8 protein-coding genes are annotated in these 16,136 nt (G+C 59.4%); 6 read left to right on the plus strand and 2 right to left on the minus strand.

Going from position 1 to position 16,136, the window contains the following annotated elements; all coding sequences use genetic code 11:
• Positions 1 to 223 precede the first annotated feature (223 nt).
• The 5 genes from BHAP_RS03865 to BHAP_RS03885 all read left to right on the plus strand — a co-directional run bounded on the left by BHAP_RS03865 (position 224) and on the right by BHAP_RS03885 (position 10,997).
• The gene (locus tag BHAP_RS03865; protein WP_094729445.1) at positions 224 to 2,437 is read left to right on the plus strand and encodes a hypothetical protein; all 2,214 of its coding nucleotides are present in this window, start codon (positions 224 to 226) and stop codon (positions 2,435 to 2,437) included.
• 85 nt (positions 2,438 to 2,522) lie between these two features.
• A complete protein-coding gene (locus BHAP_RS03870; RefSeq protein ID WP_094729446.1) occupies positions 2,523 to 2,726 on the plus strand; it encodes a hypothetical protein in 204 nt (67 codons plus the stop codon).
• Positions 2,727 to 2,769: 43 nt separating this feature from the next.
• On the plus strand, positions 2,770 to 3,243 hold the full coding sequence (locus tag BHAP_RS03875; RefSeq protein WP_143248724.1) for a hypothetical protein: 474 nt from the start codon (positions 2,770 to 2,772) through the stop codon (positions 3,241 to 3,243).
• A 149-nt stretch (positions 3,244 to 3,392) separates the two neighbouring features.
• Positions 3,393 to 9,731, plus strand: a complete 6,339-nt coding sequence (locus BHAP_RS03880; protein ID WP_158216419.1) for a metallophosphoesterase — start codon at positions 3,393 to 3,395, stop codon at positions 9,729 to 9,731.
• A gap of 6 nt (positions 9,732 to 9,737) precedes the next feature.
• Positions 9,738 to 10,997 (plus strand): hypothetical protein, encoded by a 1,260-nt coding sequence (locus tag BHAP_RS03885; protein ID WP_094729449.1) that lies wholly within the window; start codon positions 9,738 to 9,740, stop codon positions 10,995 to 10,997.
• Between the two features lie 10 nt (positions 10,998 to 11,007).
• On the opposite strand, the gene BHAP_RS03890 is transcribed toward BHAP_RS03885, so the two are convergent.
• Together BHAP_RS03890 and BHAP_RS03895 are read right to left on the minus strand one after the other, a co-directional pair.
• Complete coding sequence (locus BHAP_RS03890; RefSeq protein ID WP_094729450.1) at positions 11,008 to 12,621, minus strand: nucleotidyltransferase family protein; 1,614 nt, start codon at positions 12,619 to 12,621, stop codon at positions 11,008 to 11,010.
• A gap of 149 nt (positions 12,622 to 12,770) precedes the next feature.
• Entirely contained in the window at positions 12,771 to 13,979 is a 1,209-nt protein-coding gene (locus BHAP_RS03895) for a glycosyltransferase family 2 protein (RefSeq protein WP_158216420.1), read from the minus strand.
• A 392-nt stretch (positions 13,980 to 14,371) separates the two neighbouring features.
• On the opposite strand from BHAP_RS03895, the gene BHAP_RS03900 reads away from it, so the two are divergent.
• Positions 14,372 to 16,066, plus strand: coding sequence for a sugar transferase (locus tag BHAP_RS03900; protein ID WP_244569284.1), 1,695 nt, complete (start codon positions 14,372 to 14,374; stop codon positions 16,064 to 16,066).
• Positions 16,067 to 16,136 lie beyond the last annotated feature (70 nt).

The following is a 16,136-nucleotide window of genomic DNA, read 5'->3' on the forward strand; positions in this document are numbered from 1 at the left end:
GGGTAACTCGGTGCTTTTGCTGCAAGCGCCAAATTCACCGTTTACCTGTTCCAGCGGGTGCGGAACATACTCTGAACGTGCATTCGGAGGGTGATCGGGCAGTATGGGTTCCCTTCGGGAAAAGTGGCCGGCAGCACATGCCGTCGGCCATTGAGGACTTGGCATAGGGGCCGGGCGCGCGAAGCGTCCGGCCCCTATGCGTTGGTAAGAAGAAGGGAGCGATATGCAATTCGCATATAGCAAGATGCTACGCACGCTTGCCGCAGCAGCCGCAGGACTGACGATGCTCGGTGCCGTGGTCGTCACGCCGCAAGTCGCACAGGCTGCAGACATTCAGGTTCCGTCGGGACTGGAATGCAATGTGCCGAGCGGCAACACGCTTAAGCTGTGCACAACCGTATCTGCTACGGAAGAGAACAATGCACTGCGCAATGCGCTGGGCAATGGTTCCAGCGTGAACACGATTTACTTTGCTGATACCGAGAGCAACTGGGTCTGGAGCGACCACATCGATTTCTCGGACAACGCCGATGAAGCCAAGGTTGATGTCACTCACGATGTGACAATCTATGGTGCACGTACTGGCGGCGATGACCAGGCAGGCGTTGGCGGCTATACCGATGTCTCCCGCATCAAGGACATTGCGTTCCAAGTCAAGAATGGTGCCCATCTGACGCTCGCCGGCAACCTCGCTATTGACGATGATGAGCCTAATGGCGGCAATCGTGCCGAAATCCCGGTCACCGTTTTCGATGGCAAGGTGACGCTGAAAGACACTGCGCGCTTGGACTCCAACGGTGGCAACACCAGCACCGAAGCCATCGGTATCAAGGTCGACGCCAGCGCCCCCGCAGGTACCGAGGTCAACCTTCAGTCGTCCGGCAATTTCGGCTCGAAGCCGACTGTGTACGGCTCTGACGGTGCAGTGGTCAATCTTTCTCAGAATGCCACGGTGAACGTGTCGAACGGTTCCTATGTGTCTGAGTCCGACAATGCTTGGGCGTTCGGCAGCGACATCGAAGCTCAGCCGGCACACGCCATCTACTCCGCAGGTACCTTGAACGTGTCCAATGGCGCTCAAATCTCCAGCATTCGCGTGGCTTCCGGTACTGCCAACATTTCCGGCGGCTACATCGCTACTCAGGTAGCTGATATCGATGGATCCAACCCGACGGATGCCAAGTATCCGCTGCGCGTGGACGCCGGCACCGTATACGTCACCGGCGGTACGATCGCCGACGATAGAGATCCCAACAATGCAGTCCCGGCAGCCATCAAGCTGGCCAAGGATGCAAAGCTGTATGTACGCGCTGCCGAGGCTGGTGCTGTCAAGCTGGGTAGCCAGACTCAGCCGTACATCGGCTCGGCATACGGCAATGGCAACGGTTTCATCACCGATCCGACGGTGAGCCTGAATGTGACCAAGGTTCCAGGCGCTTCCGATCAGCCCGGCAACGGCAAGATCGACGTGAATTACGACGCCACACCGGAAGTCCCGTTCGATGTTCAGGCCACGGGGAAGGGCACCAAGACCGCGCTGAACACCTCATGGACCAAGCAGGGTACCAAGATTTCCTCTGGCTACCTCGGATACCACGGCACTTACGGCGTGTATGGAGAATACACACTGTACAGCAAGAACAAGTTCACTGCGAATGCGACGGAGGGCGAGAAGGTCTTCGACCCGAACAGCGAAGGCATCGCGACCGTGTTCGGCGTGCCGACCGTAGTGGATTACGAATGGTACTCTCGCACCGAAGCCAATGGCAATTACAAGCGGAACAGCACCTACCCGGGTGCTGCCGGTGTTCAGGATTCCAGCTATCAGGCTGGAACCTATGAGAGGCGTAAGTTTGCCGGCTGGTTCAAGAGCGGTGCTGATTACAACACCAACCAGAACACCAACGACATCGATCTGAACAACGATGACTCGTACACTGCTGGAGACGGTGTCTACGCTGTTGATGGCGGCACGAACGAGACTCTGACTACCAAGCAGTTCGTGTGGGCTCACTTTGCGGATGCGAAGAACCAGAACGTTGCTGTGCAGCAGTCTACGGATGGTACGGTACTGCGCTTCCTGACCGCCATTGACACCTTGAAGTACCGCAATGTGCAGTTCAAGATCGAATGGCAGTATGGCAGCGCGACTACGTCTCCGGACAAGGGCGAAGGCACGCTTAATTCTGATCACGTGTACACGGCCGTTAACAACGTCACTCCGGCAGCTTTCACTGATCAGGCATTTGGTACGTTCGGCAATGTCGCTCAGTCCAACAACGGCAAGGGCTACTTCGCAACGGCACTGTTGCGCGGCATCCCGTCCGGTTACCTCAACAACACCATCTTTGGCCCGTTCAAGGTGACCATTACCCCGAGCTGGACCACGCTTGACGGCACCGTCGTCACCGGCATTCCGGTTACGAAGAAGCTCTGACCTCAATCCCATCGGGTTGCACTCGATGATCAAGTGCAACCCAGTTAATCATAATCGTTTGAATATCCAAGAAAACGAGGACAAGATGAAGAAGCAATATGAAATGCCGAACCTCTACGTGGTGGCATTCACCGGCGAGGTTGACACGGCTAACTGCAGTGAACCAAGTATTGATATGGGTAAGGGTGCGTCGGCCTTCCGCCTGAATCCGTGCCCTGACCCGGGTCCTGTTCCGGGCGGTTCTGGCACTACTGAGCCTGGTGACGGTAACTGGGGTCCGATCCACTGATCGCTGACCCACAGCTAACCAACCCAACAAAGGCAATGCAATCGTGAGCAACGAAAAGCACAGCGCCCGTCATGGGGAAGCCTCCACTGTGGCCCTGTTCGGCAAGCAGGTGAGCGTTCGCCTGCTTGCCATCATCGCCGCCGTGGTCGCCGTTGCGATCATCTTCGCCGCATCGACCACGATCATCTCGTCGATACGCGATCAGAACGGTGACACCGCGCGCTCGCTCGTCCGTCAAGCGGACCCGAGTTCGGACGGCAAGCCAATGACCTCCCAGCCCGATGCCGGTGAGGCAGCGAACAGCGGGGATGCGAAGAGCGACAGCGCTAACGGCAAGGTCGCGAACGGCGGCGACGAAGACGGGGTCGATTTCAACGATCTCGTCAACTCGTCCTCAAACGGCCAGTCAGCGGACTCGACGAACACTGAAAACGCTGATTCCGCCAAGTCCGGCAACCTGAGCGACAAGGTTCAGGACCAGCCGCAGGACGACTCCTCCTTCGGGGACATCCAGTAGCCATAATTTCACAGCCGACGCAAGGAGAACCTTCGTCGGCTTTTTCATGCGCGCTGTTCCCTCGATCGGTTTCCCGATTCCTCCAGCTTCACCCAAGCTGTTCAACAATCAACTACGCAATCCAATCTAAGAGGCTTGCAACCATGCGTATGCATTTATTTCATCGTGACGCGTTGAGTCGCGTGATGGCCACGGTAGCGGCCACCGCGGCGGCTGTCGCGACATTAACCGCCGGTATCGTCGTCGCTCCTCAAACGGCCCTCGCCGCCGAGCCGACACCGGCTGGCCCGGACAACGCGGCCGCCGGCAGCGCCAAGATCGGCGTCCTGTCCGACACGCACTACTATCCGGCGAATTACGCCGACGATGACGACGACTTCCACGACTACGTGGGCGGCGATCCGAAACTCCTCGAAGAGTCCAACGCGATCTCCGACAAGGCCGTCGACATGATCATCAAAGACCACCCCAACTATGTGCTCGTCACCGGCGACCTCACCAAGGACGGCGAACAGCAGGCCGAAATCGACATCGCCAACAAATTCCAGAAAATCGAAGACGAAACCCAGAAAGCCGGTTACAACAACGGCAAAGGCACGCAGGTCTTCGTCATCAACGGCAACCACGACATCTACAACACCGACGCGTGGAACTTCAACGAAGGCACCAAGCAGCGCGAACCCGCTCCGCTCGTGAACTCCGAGGACACGTTCATCGCGAATGACCCGCATTTCCACACCACGAACTCCAAAGGTGAGTCGATGGTTCAAGGCGCCACCGACCCGAAGTTCTTCCGCACGGTCATGGGCAACTTCGGCTACGAGCAAGCCGCCGAGCAGGACGCCGAAGATCGCAAGACCAACTCGAATGCCCCGAGCCACTTCTTCCACAACCCCGGCAACACCAACACCGACTTCAACGACCCGGCCCACTACCGCGACGCGAACGGCGTGCCCACCAAGGTGGCCGGAGAGCTGAGCTACTACGTTGACGATGAAAACTTCCGTTTCGTCGCCATCGACTCCGGCAAGTACAGCCCCGATGCGGAAACCGGCTACGACTACAACGAGCACGTGACCGCCGGCCGCATCGACCCGACGCTGCTGCCGTGGCTCGCGCAAGTCACCAAGGACGCCGACAGCCAAGGCAAGACCGTCATCGGCTTCCTGCACCACGGCATCGTGCCGCATTTCGTCAACGAAGACAAAACGCTGAACGAATACGTCGTCGATAACTGGCAGCAGGTCGCCACCACGCTCGCCGACGCGGGCATGCGCTGGATGTTCACCGGCCACGTGCACGTCAACGATCGCGCCGACTACGTGAGCCCCAACGGCAACCAGCTCACCGACATCCAGACCGGTGCACTCGCCAGCTACGGCACGCCGGTGCGTTACGTGGACTTCTACCGCGGTCAGGAACTCGGCGGCACGCAAGGCAAGCGCCACGCGGAAACCATGGATGTGAAGACCGTGAGCGTCGGCCGCGACCCGAACGAGCCGAGCAAGCACGTCGATATCACCGTGCACTGCGGCTACGGCGTCACGCTGCCGGCCGACTCGAACGGCCAGTGGAGCGCCTGCAACACCGATACGCACGAACAGGTCATCCACAACCTTGAGGCATACACCAAGCGCAAGCTGTACGGCGACGGCATGATCACCGACATGGCCGTAGGCACTGTCCGCCCGATGATGGAAAAGATCGGCAAGCAGGGACTGAAGGAATACCTGGCCGCAAGCCAGCCCGATCTCGACCTGAAGAAGACGATCAGCGAATATCTCACGCAGTATCTGTCCAGCCCGATGACGATCTCCGGTTCCGCATACACCGCGCAAGCATGGTATGCGAACGGTGCGCTGCATCTCAAGGGCATCGGCGGTGCCGCGACGATCCTCGGCGAAACGACGATCTCCGACGATCAGATCATGGACATGGTCTACGATCTGCTCGCACAGGTTGACGTCAAGTTCCTGCAGAACCCGGATTATCTCGCCGATCAGATCAAGACGATCGTCGACCAGATTTCGAAGATGCAGCCGGTGTCCGGTTCCGGATACGCGCTCGTCAATCTTGTCTCCGATCTCATGACGAACCATCTGCAAGGCGCGGAAAGCAGCTCCTTGGCCGTCAACCAGGACAAGATCAAGGCCGGTGCGGATGCGATCGCACAAGGCGGCATTGTCCGCGACGTGATCGACCTGCTGCTCAACACGATCGTTCCCGAAGGCGGCAACGGCACGCTTGACGGCATCACCAGCCAGCTGGCGATCAACTGGTCGAAGGGCGGACTGTCCGGCCTGTGGCTGACCGTACTCAACACGGCCACGTCCAACGGCAACCTCAAGTCCACGCTCGACACGTTCGGCTTCAATGCCGCGAAGATCCGTTCGATCGTCAACGACAAGGTCGAAGAATACATGAGCCCCAGCTTCCTGAGCGGTATGGGCGGTATTTTCAAGACGATCATCATGCAGATGGCCACCGATTCGGTCGGCGAAGACGACGTGGAGAACAGCGGACAGGCGGTGCGCATCACGTACACCGGCACGAAGACGCCGTTCGACCCCGACGACGCTGCCGCCGGCGCCGGACAGCCGACGCAGATTTCGATGAGCCTCGGCAAGGACACGGTCAAGGATCGCGCCTTCCGCTGGTACGCACGCTCGTTCTACGACACGACGAAGACCAACGCCGACCACGGTTTCGACACGGTCACCAAGGCCGGTCAGGTACAGGTATGCCGTGACGCCGGCTGCGCGTCCATCGTTTCCACGCAGAACGCCACCGCCGAGCAGGTTATCAAACCCAAGACGCTGCTCAACCTTGGTCTTACGTCCGGTTACGGCAAGGATCTGTACACCAAGTACTCCGCGCAGGTCACCGGACTGACCGTCGGCGAACGGTACTGGTACCGCGTCAGCTCCGGCGACTACTGGAGCACGACGACCGCGTTCACGACCGGTTCGACCAGCGATAAGGCCGATTCGTTCTCGTTCCTCAACGTGGACGATTCGCAAGGCATGATCCCGTCCGACTACGACACGTACCACAAGACCCTCGTTTCCGCGCAGGCCACGATGCCGAACACGGCGTTCACCGTGCACGGCGGCGACGTGGTCGACGAAGGCTCCAACGAGGACTACTGGACGTGGCTCCTCGACGGCGACAACGAACGGTCGATGGCCGTGGCCGCCACCACCGGCAACCATGAGGACAAGTCCCACGTGCCCGGCGTGACCGACCCGAACCCGATCCGCAGCCACTTCAACATCGAAAACCTCGATGTTCCAGAACAGTCCGGCTCCGAATCAACCGGTACGTACTACTCGTACACGTACAAGAACGCGCTGTTCGTCGTGCTCAACTCCAACGATCTCGGCTCCGACAACGCGCTCAGCCCCACGCAGATCGCATGGGCGCAGCAGGTCGTAAGCACCTCGAGTGCCAAGTGGAAGTTCCTCGTGCTGCACAAGTCGCCGTACTCGAACGGACCGCATCATGCGGACGCCGACGTGGTCGCGATTCGCAAGCAGCTGACCGCATTCGCGGCGACGAACCACATCGACATGGTCCTTTCGGGCCACGACCACACGTACAACCGCACCGACTGGCTCGACCGCGATGGCAAGAAGACGCCGGTCGACACGTCCACGCAGGAGTACGCCGGCCAGAACTTCAACGTCGTCAACAACCCGAACGGCACCGTGTATGCGATCGCCGGAACGGCAGGCGTAAAGAACTACCAGCAGCATGAAGACCCGGCAGTCGAATCCGCCGTATCGCTCGAACTGGACGTGCCCGCATACGCTGGTATCAATATTGACGGCGATATGCTGTACTACCGCGCGTACAAGGTGGAGAACGGACAGTCGGTTCAGATCGACTCGTTCGCCATCAACAAGGGCGCACCGGTCGTTGAGAAAACCGACGTGCAGAAAGTCATCGACCAGATCGACGCACTGCCGTCCGTCTCCAGCGTGAAGGTCAGCGACGAGTCGGCGGTTGCCGCCGCGGAAGCCGCGTACAACAAGCTGAGCGGAGACGACAAGCCGAAGGTGACCAACTACGACAAGCTGGTCGCCGTACGCAAGATGCTCGACGCGCTGAAGGCCGCAGCCAACGGTCAGGTAACGCAAGCATGCACGAAGGAAGGCTTCATTGACGCGCTCAACCAGGGTGCTGCCGTGATCGAAATCTGCGGCGACTTCCAGGTTGAGGGTAATTCGTGGATCCCGGATGATTCGCGCATCCTGCACGTTGACCACGACACCGTGATCCGCTCCAACGGTTCCGCGCACACGATCAAGCAAGTCGAACTGCAGGTGCGTAACGGCGTCCGACTCATGATCGACGGTTCCAACGGTGCGCTCACCCTCGACGGCACACGTATCGGTGGCAGCCCATATACCAGCGCCCAGCCGGTCGTCGTCGGCAGCGATGGCTCCAGCGCGTCGTTCGTCACCCGGGGAACCGTCACCATGCAAACCAAGTACGGTCAGCCCGGCAACTCGTCCGACCCGTGCGGTGCAGACAACGGCAACGCCGTCTGCGTCTCCGGTGCGAACGCCAGCGCCATCATCGGCAACGGCACCACGCTCATCGGTTCTAATTACGGTCTGAAGTCCACGAACGCCACCGCCAACGTCACCATCGATGGCGGAACGATCTACTCCTTCGGCACCTATAACGGCAACGGGTATTACGGCGGTGTGCAAGCCAACGGCAACCTCACCATCAACGGCGGCACGATCTCCAGCGTGCAAGCCGGACGCAAGCTGACCGTCAACGGCGGCGACTTCAAGGACGTCACCGGAGGCGAAATCCAGCAAACCGCCACGCCGAACTCACGCATCCAAATCGACGCCAACGCGACCGCCTACCTCACCGGCGGCCACATCACGCCGATCAGCGGCACAGACATCAGCATCCTCGCCGCCGACAATGCGAGCGTTCACATGATGACCGACGCGCAAGGCAACCTCACGTTCGGTGACCAGCTCGGTGTCAAGCCGTTCATCGGCACGCCATCAAGCAAGAACTACAAGGACGTGAGCGCGCAATACGCGCCGCTCGGCACCTCCGCCGCTCTCGTCAACGGACAGGACGCGCTCTACAAGGCCAGCGCAGACAGCGAATCCACGCTCGAAGCGCTCGCCGGCGACACCGCCGCCACGCCGTTCGTCACCACGAGCGAAGCGGGCGACAACGGCGGCAACGGTCTTGCCACCATGAAGACCAGCCTCGCGCAAGGCACGACCACCGTCTTCGGCAAGATCAAGCTCAACAACAAGGGCGTCTCCGGCCTCGGCGGCAACGGATCGTTCTGGGTGTACGGCAAATCCGCCACCTTCGAGAACAATCCGGTCACCGCGGTCACCATCGATACCGCCAGCCCGTTCGTCGCGAACCTCAACAACGGTTCCACGTTCGGTCTGACCGCGCACGTTGATCCGGCCAACGCGCATGATCTGTCGCTCAACTGGACGTCCGACAACACGAGCGTCGCCTCCGTGGATGCCTCCACCGGCGTCGTTACGGCCGCGGCGCCCGGCGTGGCGAACGTGACCGTCAAGTCGGCCACGTATCCGGACGCGAAGGGCGACTCGATGGAATTCATCGCCGTCAAGCCGAGCGTCACCGGCAGCAACGAGATCCCCGACAACACGTTGCGCACTCAGCTGTACGCCGGCACCGGACTGGCCGGCGACGGTTCGACCATCGGTAAGCACAAGGTTTCGTGGCAGTGGAGCGTCGACCAGCCGTCGATCGCCACCATCGACGCCGCGACCGGCGTGCTCAGCAAGGCCGGCAACGGCGCGTCCGGCACGGTGACCGCCATCGCGCGGCTCGTGCTCGACGGCAAGCCGACCGACGTGACCGCGTTCAAGACCGTGACCGTGCGCAGCCTCGCCGTCAACCAGTACTACGTCGAGTGGTACAAGAAGGTCGGTGGCCTGACCGACGGGCAGGATCTGCCGGCCGGCAAGTGGACCTCGCCGGCCGCACCGAACGGCAAGATCTTCGCCGGCTGGTTCTCCGACGCGGCATTCACCAAGCCGTATGAGCCGACCTCCGGCAAGGCATATGCCAAGTTCGTGAACGCGGGACTGCTGTCCGTCAAGACACAGCTCGCCTCCGGAACGACCGCCGACTCGCCGACCACGACACTGCGGTTCATCACCGCGCTTGACAGCTACGATTACGACCTCGTGCGCTACGATGTGACCGTGGACGGATTGTCGAAGGCCTTGCAGATCAACAACTCCAACGCCTACAGCACGATCAGTGCCGGCGGCAAGTCGATGACGGCCGCCCAGGTATTCGGCGATTCGACCGCCAAGTACTTCTCCACCGGTCTGCTGCGCAACATCCCGAAGGCGTACTACGACAAGGCCATCACCGTGACCCCGTCTTGGCGGACGCTCGACGGGACGCTCGTGAGCGGTGCTGCACGTACCGTCAAGGTGAGCGAGATGATCAGGTAGTCGCGCATGAAGAGTGCGGTAGGTAGCTCCTTTGCGGGGTCCTTTGGGGACTCTGCGGGAGGCGTTGACGACCCGGCCGGAACCGAACGGTTCCTGTGCCGGGTCGCCGGCGTTGAGTGTCGGATTGACGGCACGTTGCCGGCTTCGTTGCGGCCGGCGTTGGCGCGGGCGATTGCAGGGGATGCGCGTGCGGGGTTGCGTGCAGGTGGTTCGCGTCTGCGTGCGGGCGCGGGTAGTGCGCGTGGTGCGCGTGCGGATACCGGCATGCAATCCCTATCGTGGCAACGCAGGTTCGAGCCGTATCTCATCCCCGAATGGTCCGGCGTCGATCGTGCGCCGGTACGCGCCACGGTCGGTAAAACCATGTTCGCATCCATCATGCGCGAGCTTGCCACAGAACGTGAGTCGTCCGGCGGTACTGTTCGGGCGCGCATCGAAACCGCTCGTGCCGAATGCTTACGTCGCACGATGCTTGGCGGACTGCCGCGCAAGCGAATACTTGCAGTGTTCGGCATATGCATTGAATACGAGAATCGCGCGTATCTGTTTTCCGGACGGTCATTCAACGACATGACGATGTTGGAATCGTATGTGTTGCAATGGCGAAGGTATCTCGGCGATGCCGTGCGGATTATCGGTGACGGTTGGCTGGCAATCGGCACCGATAAGCACGGTCGCGAACGGTTCGTTACCGTGCAGCCCACGCCGTGGAATCGTCGTGAAGGATGGTCGCGTAATGTAGCGGTGCCGCTTAACGCGTGGTGTTTCGTCACGCCGACAGCGGGTGGTGACTGGGGTATGGCGCGTGCTGGCGGCGGCGGTACGGTCGGCGGTGGTATCGGCGGTGCGGTGATGAGTGGAATTGCTGGATTGGCACAGCATGATGCTTGCGAAGTGCATCATGTTGATCCGGCCATCGTGACCGATCGCGCGTTACGCAATGCGTTCATGCCTCATGACCGTATCGGTGCGACGGCTGCGCTCGACATGCTCGATCGCATACTGCTCCTTGCTCCGACGTATGTGATGTCACTCGCATGGGGGAGGGCTGATGGACGTAATGCCGCAGTTGCTGGGACTTCTGCCGACGAGGGTGGGGCTCTTGCCGGTGATGCCGCGGTTTTGGCCGGTGAGGACGCTGGCGAGAATGCGACGCATATTGGTTTTGAAACGCTTACGGGTTTGCGGTATGCCGATCGCAAAGCGCTGTTCGCGCCGCCTCTCGCCCCTGATATCAATCCTTGGCAAACCCAAGAAGGTGAGTGACCCGCTCACGTCACCGGCGGTGAATCAGGATTTTGAGTTCGGTGAGGATTTTGCCACTATTGTGCGTCAATCCATGCACAAGCCGGTAAATAGGCATGAACGGCACCAACCACGGCTTGCCCTCGAGCCACGGATATGTCGAAATCAGCAAGGCATATGGGGGAAACAGTCTCCGGCGCAGGTATCGCAGGGAACCACCGTCTTCGCATCCCGAGGCCTGCGCTTTACGCAGATCATGGGCGATCTGGAATTCGACATTGCCGTAGATGCCACAGGTGAGCAGGAAATACAGGAAATCCATATCTTCCGGCGAACTCGCGTCGTTGTCGCTCGTGGCTTCAGTGTCGGCTGCAATATCGGCGCTCGTGCCGCTCGCCCCGCGCGTTTCGCTGCCGCCCATCTCGCCTGCCCCGCGCTCGCGTCCGGCTACTCCGCCTTTGTTGCCGGCTACTCCGCGCTCGGCCGTAGCCGTTACCTTACCTTGCGCGATTCGGTTCATCGTCAATTCGTTCCGCAACGACTCCCCGCCGAATGCGATCAGTGCAACGCGTCTTACCCGTCGTTCGAAATCGGTCAGGTGCATGGTCTCCAGTTCGGTGCCTATATACTGCCAATCGGCATCCCGCATGGCTTGCAGGAACACGTATTCGTCTATCGCGAACCGTATGCCGCATCCGCCTCCCTCATCGTAGTGTTTGAACATGTGCGACAAGTGGAATAAGTACTGGTCTTCGATCGGCCAATGCATCTGTCCGCAACCGTGCTCTGCGAATGACTGCGGATCGTCCGGCACGGTTCGGGCCCACGGATTGCGGTAATACCGGTAGTGTGCGCTACGTGGCATGGCGATGCTCTGGAACATTTCGAACGACAGTTGGGGAGGTCGGTCGAACTCCCACATGCCGTTGTGCGTTTCCTGCAACGTGTATCCGAGATCGTGCATGATATCGAACAGGATCTGCGCGGAATGCTCCTGCTTGGAACGTTTTTCCTGATCGGTTTTGCCTTGCGGCTGATAGCCGGCATTGTGATTCGTGTGGTTCGTGTGATCGGCGGAACTGGTGGACGTATCCGCGATGTCGCTGGCCGAACCAACCACGGTGGATTGTTGCGATTGCGCGATCGGTTCGATCATGTCGAACAGAAGGTCGTTGTCTCCCATCGAACGCATGCCTGGCTGCGGATAGTATGCGGACGTATGCACGCCTTTGAGTGCCATGAACGAAATGCCGTGGTCCAGCAGCCTGCGTCCGATTTCCTCGCGTGCCGCGTCGAAATTCAGCTGCCGGAACAGCGTCAGATCAGCTGATTTTTCCCATACGGCGCGCAGATCATCGGAGATCGGCTCGTTCGGATGTTCCGGCAGTCCCATCCAAGTGATGGCTTCGATGCTGTTGCGCTTTGCCAACGTATACACGTTTGCCCATGTCACACCACCGGGCTTGGAATCGTTTTCTGCGTGGACTCCGCGCAACGCGCACGCCACCAAATGACACATGTATAAACCGGTTGCAGCAAGGACTGGATCGTATGATTCGGCGTGCTGCTGTTCGGTTTGCAGACTGATCTGCTGGTCGCCGTCCTGCTGATCGGTCCCCGGCGTCGTGGCTGGATTCTTACGCATTTTCGTCACATGGCAAGATTACGTGATGCGCTGCACAGCGCAACCGGCAAATGCGCAAACGTCGGTACTATCGTTTCGGCTCGGCGCCGGTTTGGCGCGGTCGGACCATAGAAATCAAGGCAAATCGCGGCGCCGAAGTGCGCCGTCCCTCACCGTTTTGCGAGTGCTTCGTAACAGTCGAATGCCATATCGTACAGCAACCGGCTGAGGCAGAACAGTCGTATGCGGATGCAGCCTGATCGACTGGTGCCCGGCGCTTGCAGCGCTGCAGGGAGTAGCGAACGTACGCGTGCGTCCGTCTGCGCGTCCAGCGTCCGTAGCGTGTCACGTTCCTGCGTGGATAAGCCGCCTCCCGCTCGTGAAGCGATGCGTATCGTGCGATGCAAACGTGTGCATTGTGTGGCGATCTGATAGGCGAGCAGATCGCGCTCGGAGGCGGTGTTGCATCGCGTGGCACATTCGCGTTCAAATGTGTCGATCGCATGGCAGTAGTCCTGCAATTGCTTCATCGACGGATGGGCGTTACGTGTGATCGAGCCGGGCCGCTGCCTGTAGCAGTATATGGGTGTGCTGATCAACACTACGGTATCGACCGAAGAGAGCAGTGGAATGATCGTTTCAAGGTCCTCATACAGATGCCTAGCCGCATAAGGGTGCTGCACATACCAGTCGCGTCGCGCGAGTTTCGCTACCGCCTGTATCGGTACCACGCCGGCGAGCGTACGACGTATCGCGTTGCTCGAAGTCATGACGTGCACTGCCGATTCGAGTGTGGGTGTTGTTGGCGAGTCGGTCAGTGCGATTGCTTGTTGCAGGTCAGCGTTTTCGGGGACTGTGGCATACGTGCCGATGACCAGCGCTTTGTCGTGAAGACGGTTTGCGGATGCGTTCGCGGTGATCATTCCGGCATATAGTGTGCACAGATAATCCGGGCTGACCATATCGTCGCCATCCACGAACGATACATACTCGCTGTGCGCCTGATTCACGCCGAAATTGCGGGCTGATGCAAGACCGTTGTTATCAGTGTGGAATATGCGGATCGTAGCAACGTGCGCGAGCGATTCGACGATGTCTCCGCTCCCGTCCGTCGAACCGTCGTCTACGACGATGATTTCAGCATCGAGTCCATATTGTGAATGAAATGATGTGACTGCAATTGTTAACGAACGTATACAGTCGGCCACATAGTTGCGCACGTTGTATACCGGTACGATGATTGATATTGCCTCTGGACTGGATACGGAGGATTCAGCTGACGTATGTGGTTCGTAGGGTTTGCGAGGTGCGACTGCTGAGCCGGCCAATGGCGTGACATGTGCGAAGGACGTTTCTGTTGTTTTATTCGGTATGCTCATGCCGCCTCCTTGTACCATCCACGATCACTATAGATGGTTGCCGGCGCTGCTCACAATCGACGTGGGGTATGACCGGGCGTACCGCGCTGTGCTACGACGATGCGGTTTCGTGGCATTCAGGCGCCACATGGTTGGGGGGGGGTATAGTTTTAGCTAGTACCTTGCATCAGAAGTTCGTGGACGTTTGCGGCTCCTCTTGTCAGGGGAGCCGCGATAAAACGTTTCACCGCAACGTCCTGACAAGGGGAACCACGAACATCGTCAACTAATTAATGATGCAGGATACAAATCGAGCGTTGACAGACTATGGAATTGGGTTGCGTCTACGGTAAAATGAACCGTTCAGACGCGTTTCTGTCGGTATGAAAAAACGCTCGGGAGGAGAGAAGGGCATGACTATGCCTCAAACGAACGATAATGTCGGAGCCAACAATGTTGGCGCCAACATCAACCCCGCCCCCGCGGTGCGCGCTGTAACGCCGCCATCGCCGCCATCGCTCCCAGCGCCACCAACAGCGAGCCCCGCGCCGCAGCCTTCGGCGTCGACGCCCGACGAGGCCTCGAATGCATCGGTCGTACTGAACGATCTGCAGCAACTCCAATTGCGTCATGTGCTGTATTGGCGCTTCTTCGTCAATCTTGCGTTGACGATGTGCGATGCAGCTATGTTCATTCTTGCGGGCGCATGTGTGATCAATGTTCTCGGCGACGTCCATCGTCTCGCCATATGGAATCTGAGCGATAACCTGTCCGTGAGCCTGTATCTGGTGATCGGCGCGCTGATTTGGGTGTCATGCCTGAGCGTGTCCGGCGTGTACCACCGCCACGTGATGGGAGACGGATATCAGCTCAACATGCTGGTGTTCAAAGGTGCTGTGCTCAGTTGGATGGGCCTATGCGCGGTGAGTTTCGTGTTCGGTCTCGATCTGTCGCTGGCCGGTGTGACGTCGGTGACCGTCGCCGCATGGTTCGCCACGGTCGTGGAGCGCATCATCGCCAGGCGGATCATCACGCGCAGTCGCGCCAAGGGATCGTATGCATACGGCACGGTCATCGTCGGTTCCCCCGAAGGCATCGGCAAGACGCTGCGTTTTCTTGCGCGGCGTGACCAGCTGAACTACCGGCCCGTGGCGGTGTGCCCGATTCGACTGAACGCGCAGACCGGTTTGGTTGAAGCCGACCCCGATGCGGCCGCAATGGAACGTATCGTCAAGGAGCAGTGGGGCGATACGCTCCCCATCGTCTCATATGCTGAACATGGTTTGGCTGAACAGTTCGTGAACATGGGTATACAAACCGTGATGGTATGCGATGTGCTGCGCCGCTTCTCCGATAATTTCAACATTTTCTCCGTGCGCATGGAATCGTTCGGATTGGAACTGGCACTGATCACTTCTGCTGTGGACGTGGCCGGCCATCAGACGCAGGTACGTTCGATCCAAGGCACAACCGTGCTTACGATTCGCCTTGCGCAGTACGGGATCACTACCCGCATCGTCAAACGCATATTCGACATCGTCGTTTCGTCGTTGGCGATCCTATGCTCGCTGTTCATCACATTGCCGGTTGCGCTCGCGATCAAACTGACCGATGGCGGCCCAGTGTTCTACACACAGAAACGTATCGGATTGCGTGGCAAACCGTTCCGCATGATCAAGTTCCGTTCAATGGTGGTGAACGCGGATGCGCTCAAGGCCAAACTGGCCGAGGAAACCGGTCAGGAGGATCGTTTCATCTTCAAAATGAAGAACGACCCGCGCATCACGAAGGTCGGCCATTTCATCCGCCGTTTCTCGATCGACGAACTGCCGCAGTTCCTCAATGTGTTCATCGGCGACATGTCGGTGGTCGGCCCGCGCCCGCCGCTGCCTGAAGAATTTGCCCGTTATAATCCGATCTATGCAATGCGCATGCTCGTCAAGCCCGGCATCACTGGCCCGTGGCAGGTGTCCGGCCGTAGCGACTTGAGTGCCGAGGAAAGCGAACAGCTGGATGTGGCCTACGTGCAGAACTGGTCGATTCTTGGAGACATCGTCCTGATGTTCCGTACGGTTGGCGCGGTGTTCAGCCACAAGGGCGCATACTGATCGCGTGATCGGTCGGCGGCTGGTGGCGCGCCGAACGCGTGTTGAACGCATGCCGAACAGGGGGTGTTTT

The sequence above is a fragment of the Bifidobacterium hapali genome (assembly GCF_002259755.1).
Lineage (GTDB): Bacteria > Actinomycetota > Actinomycetes > Actinomycetales > Bifidobacteriaceae > Bifidobacterium > Bifidobacterium hapali.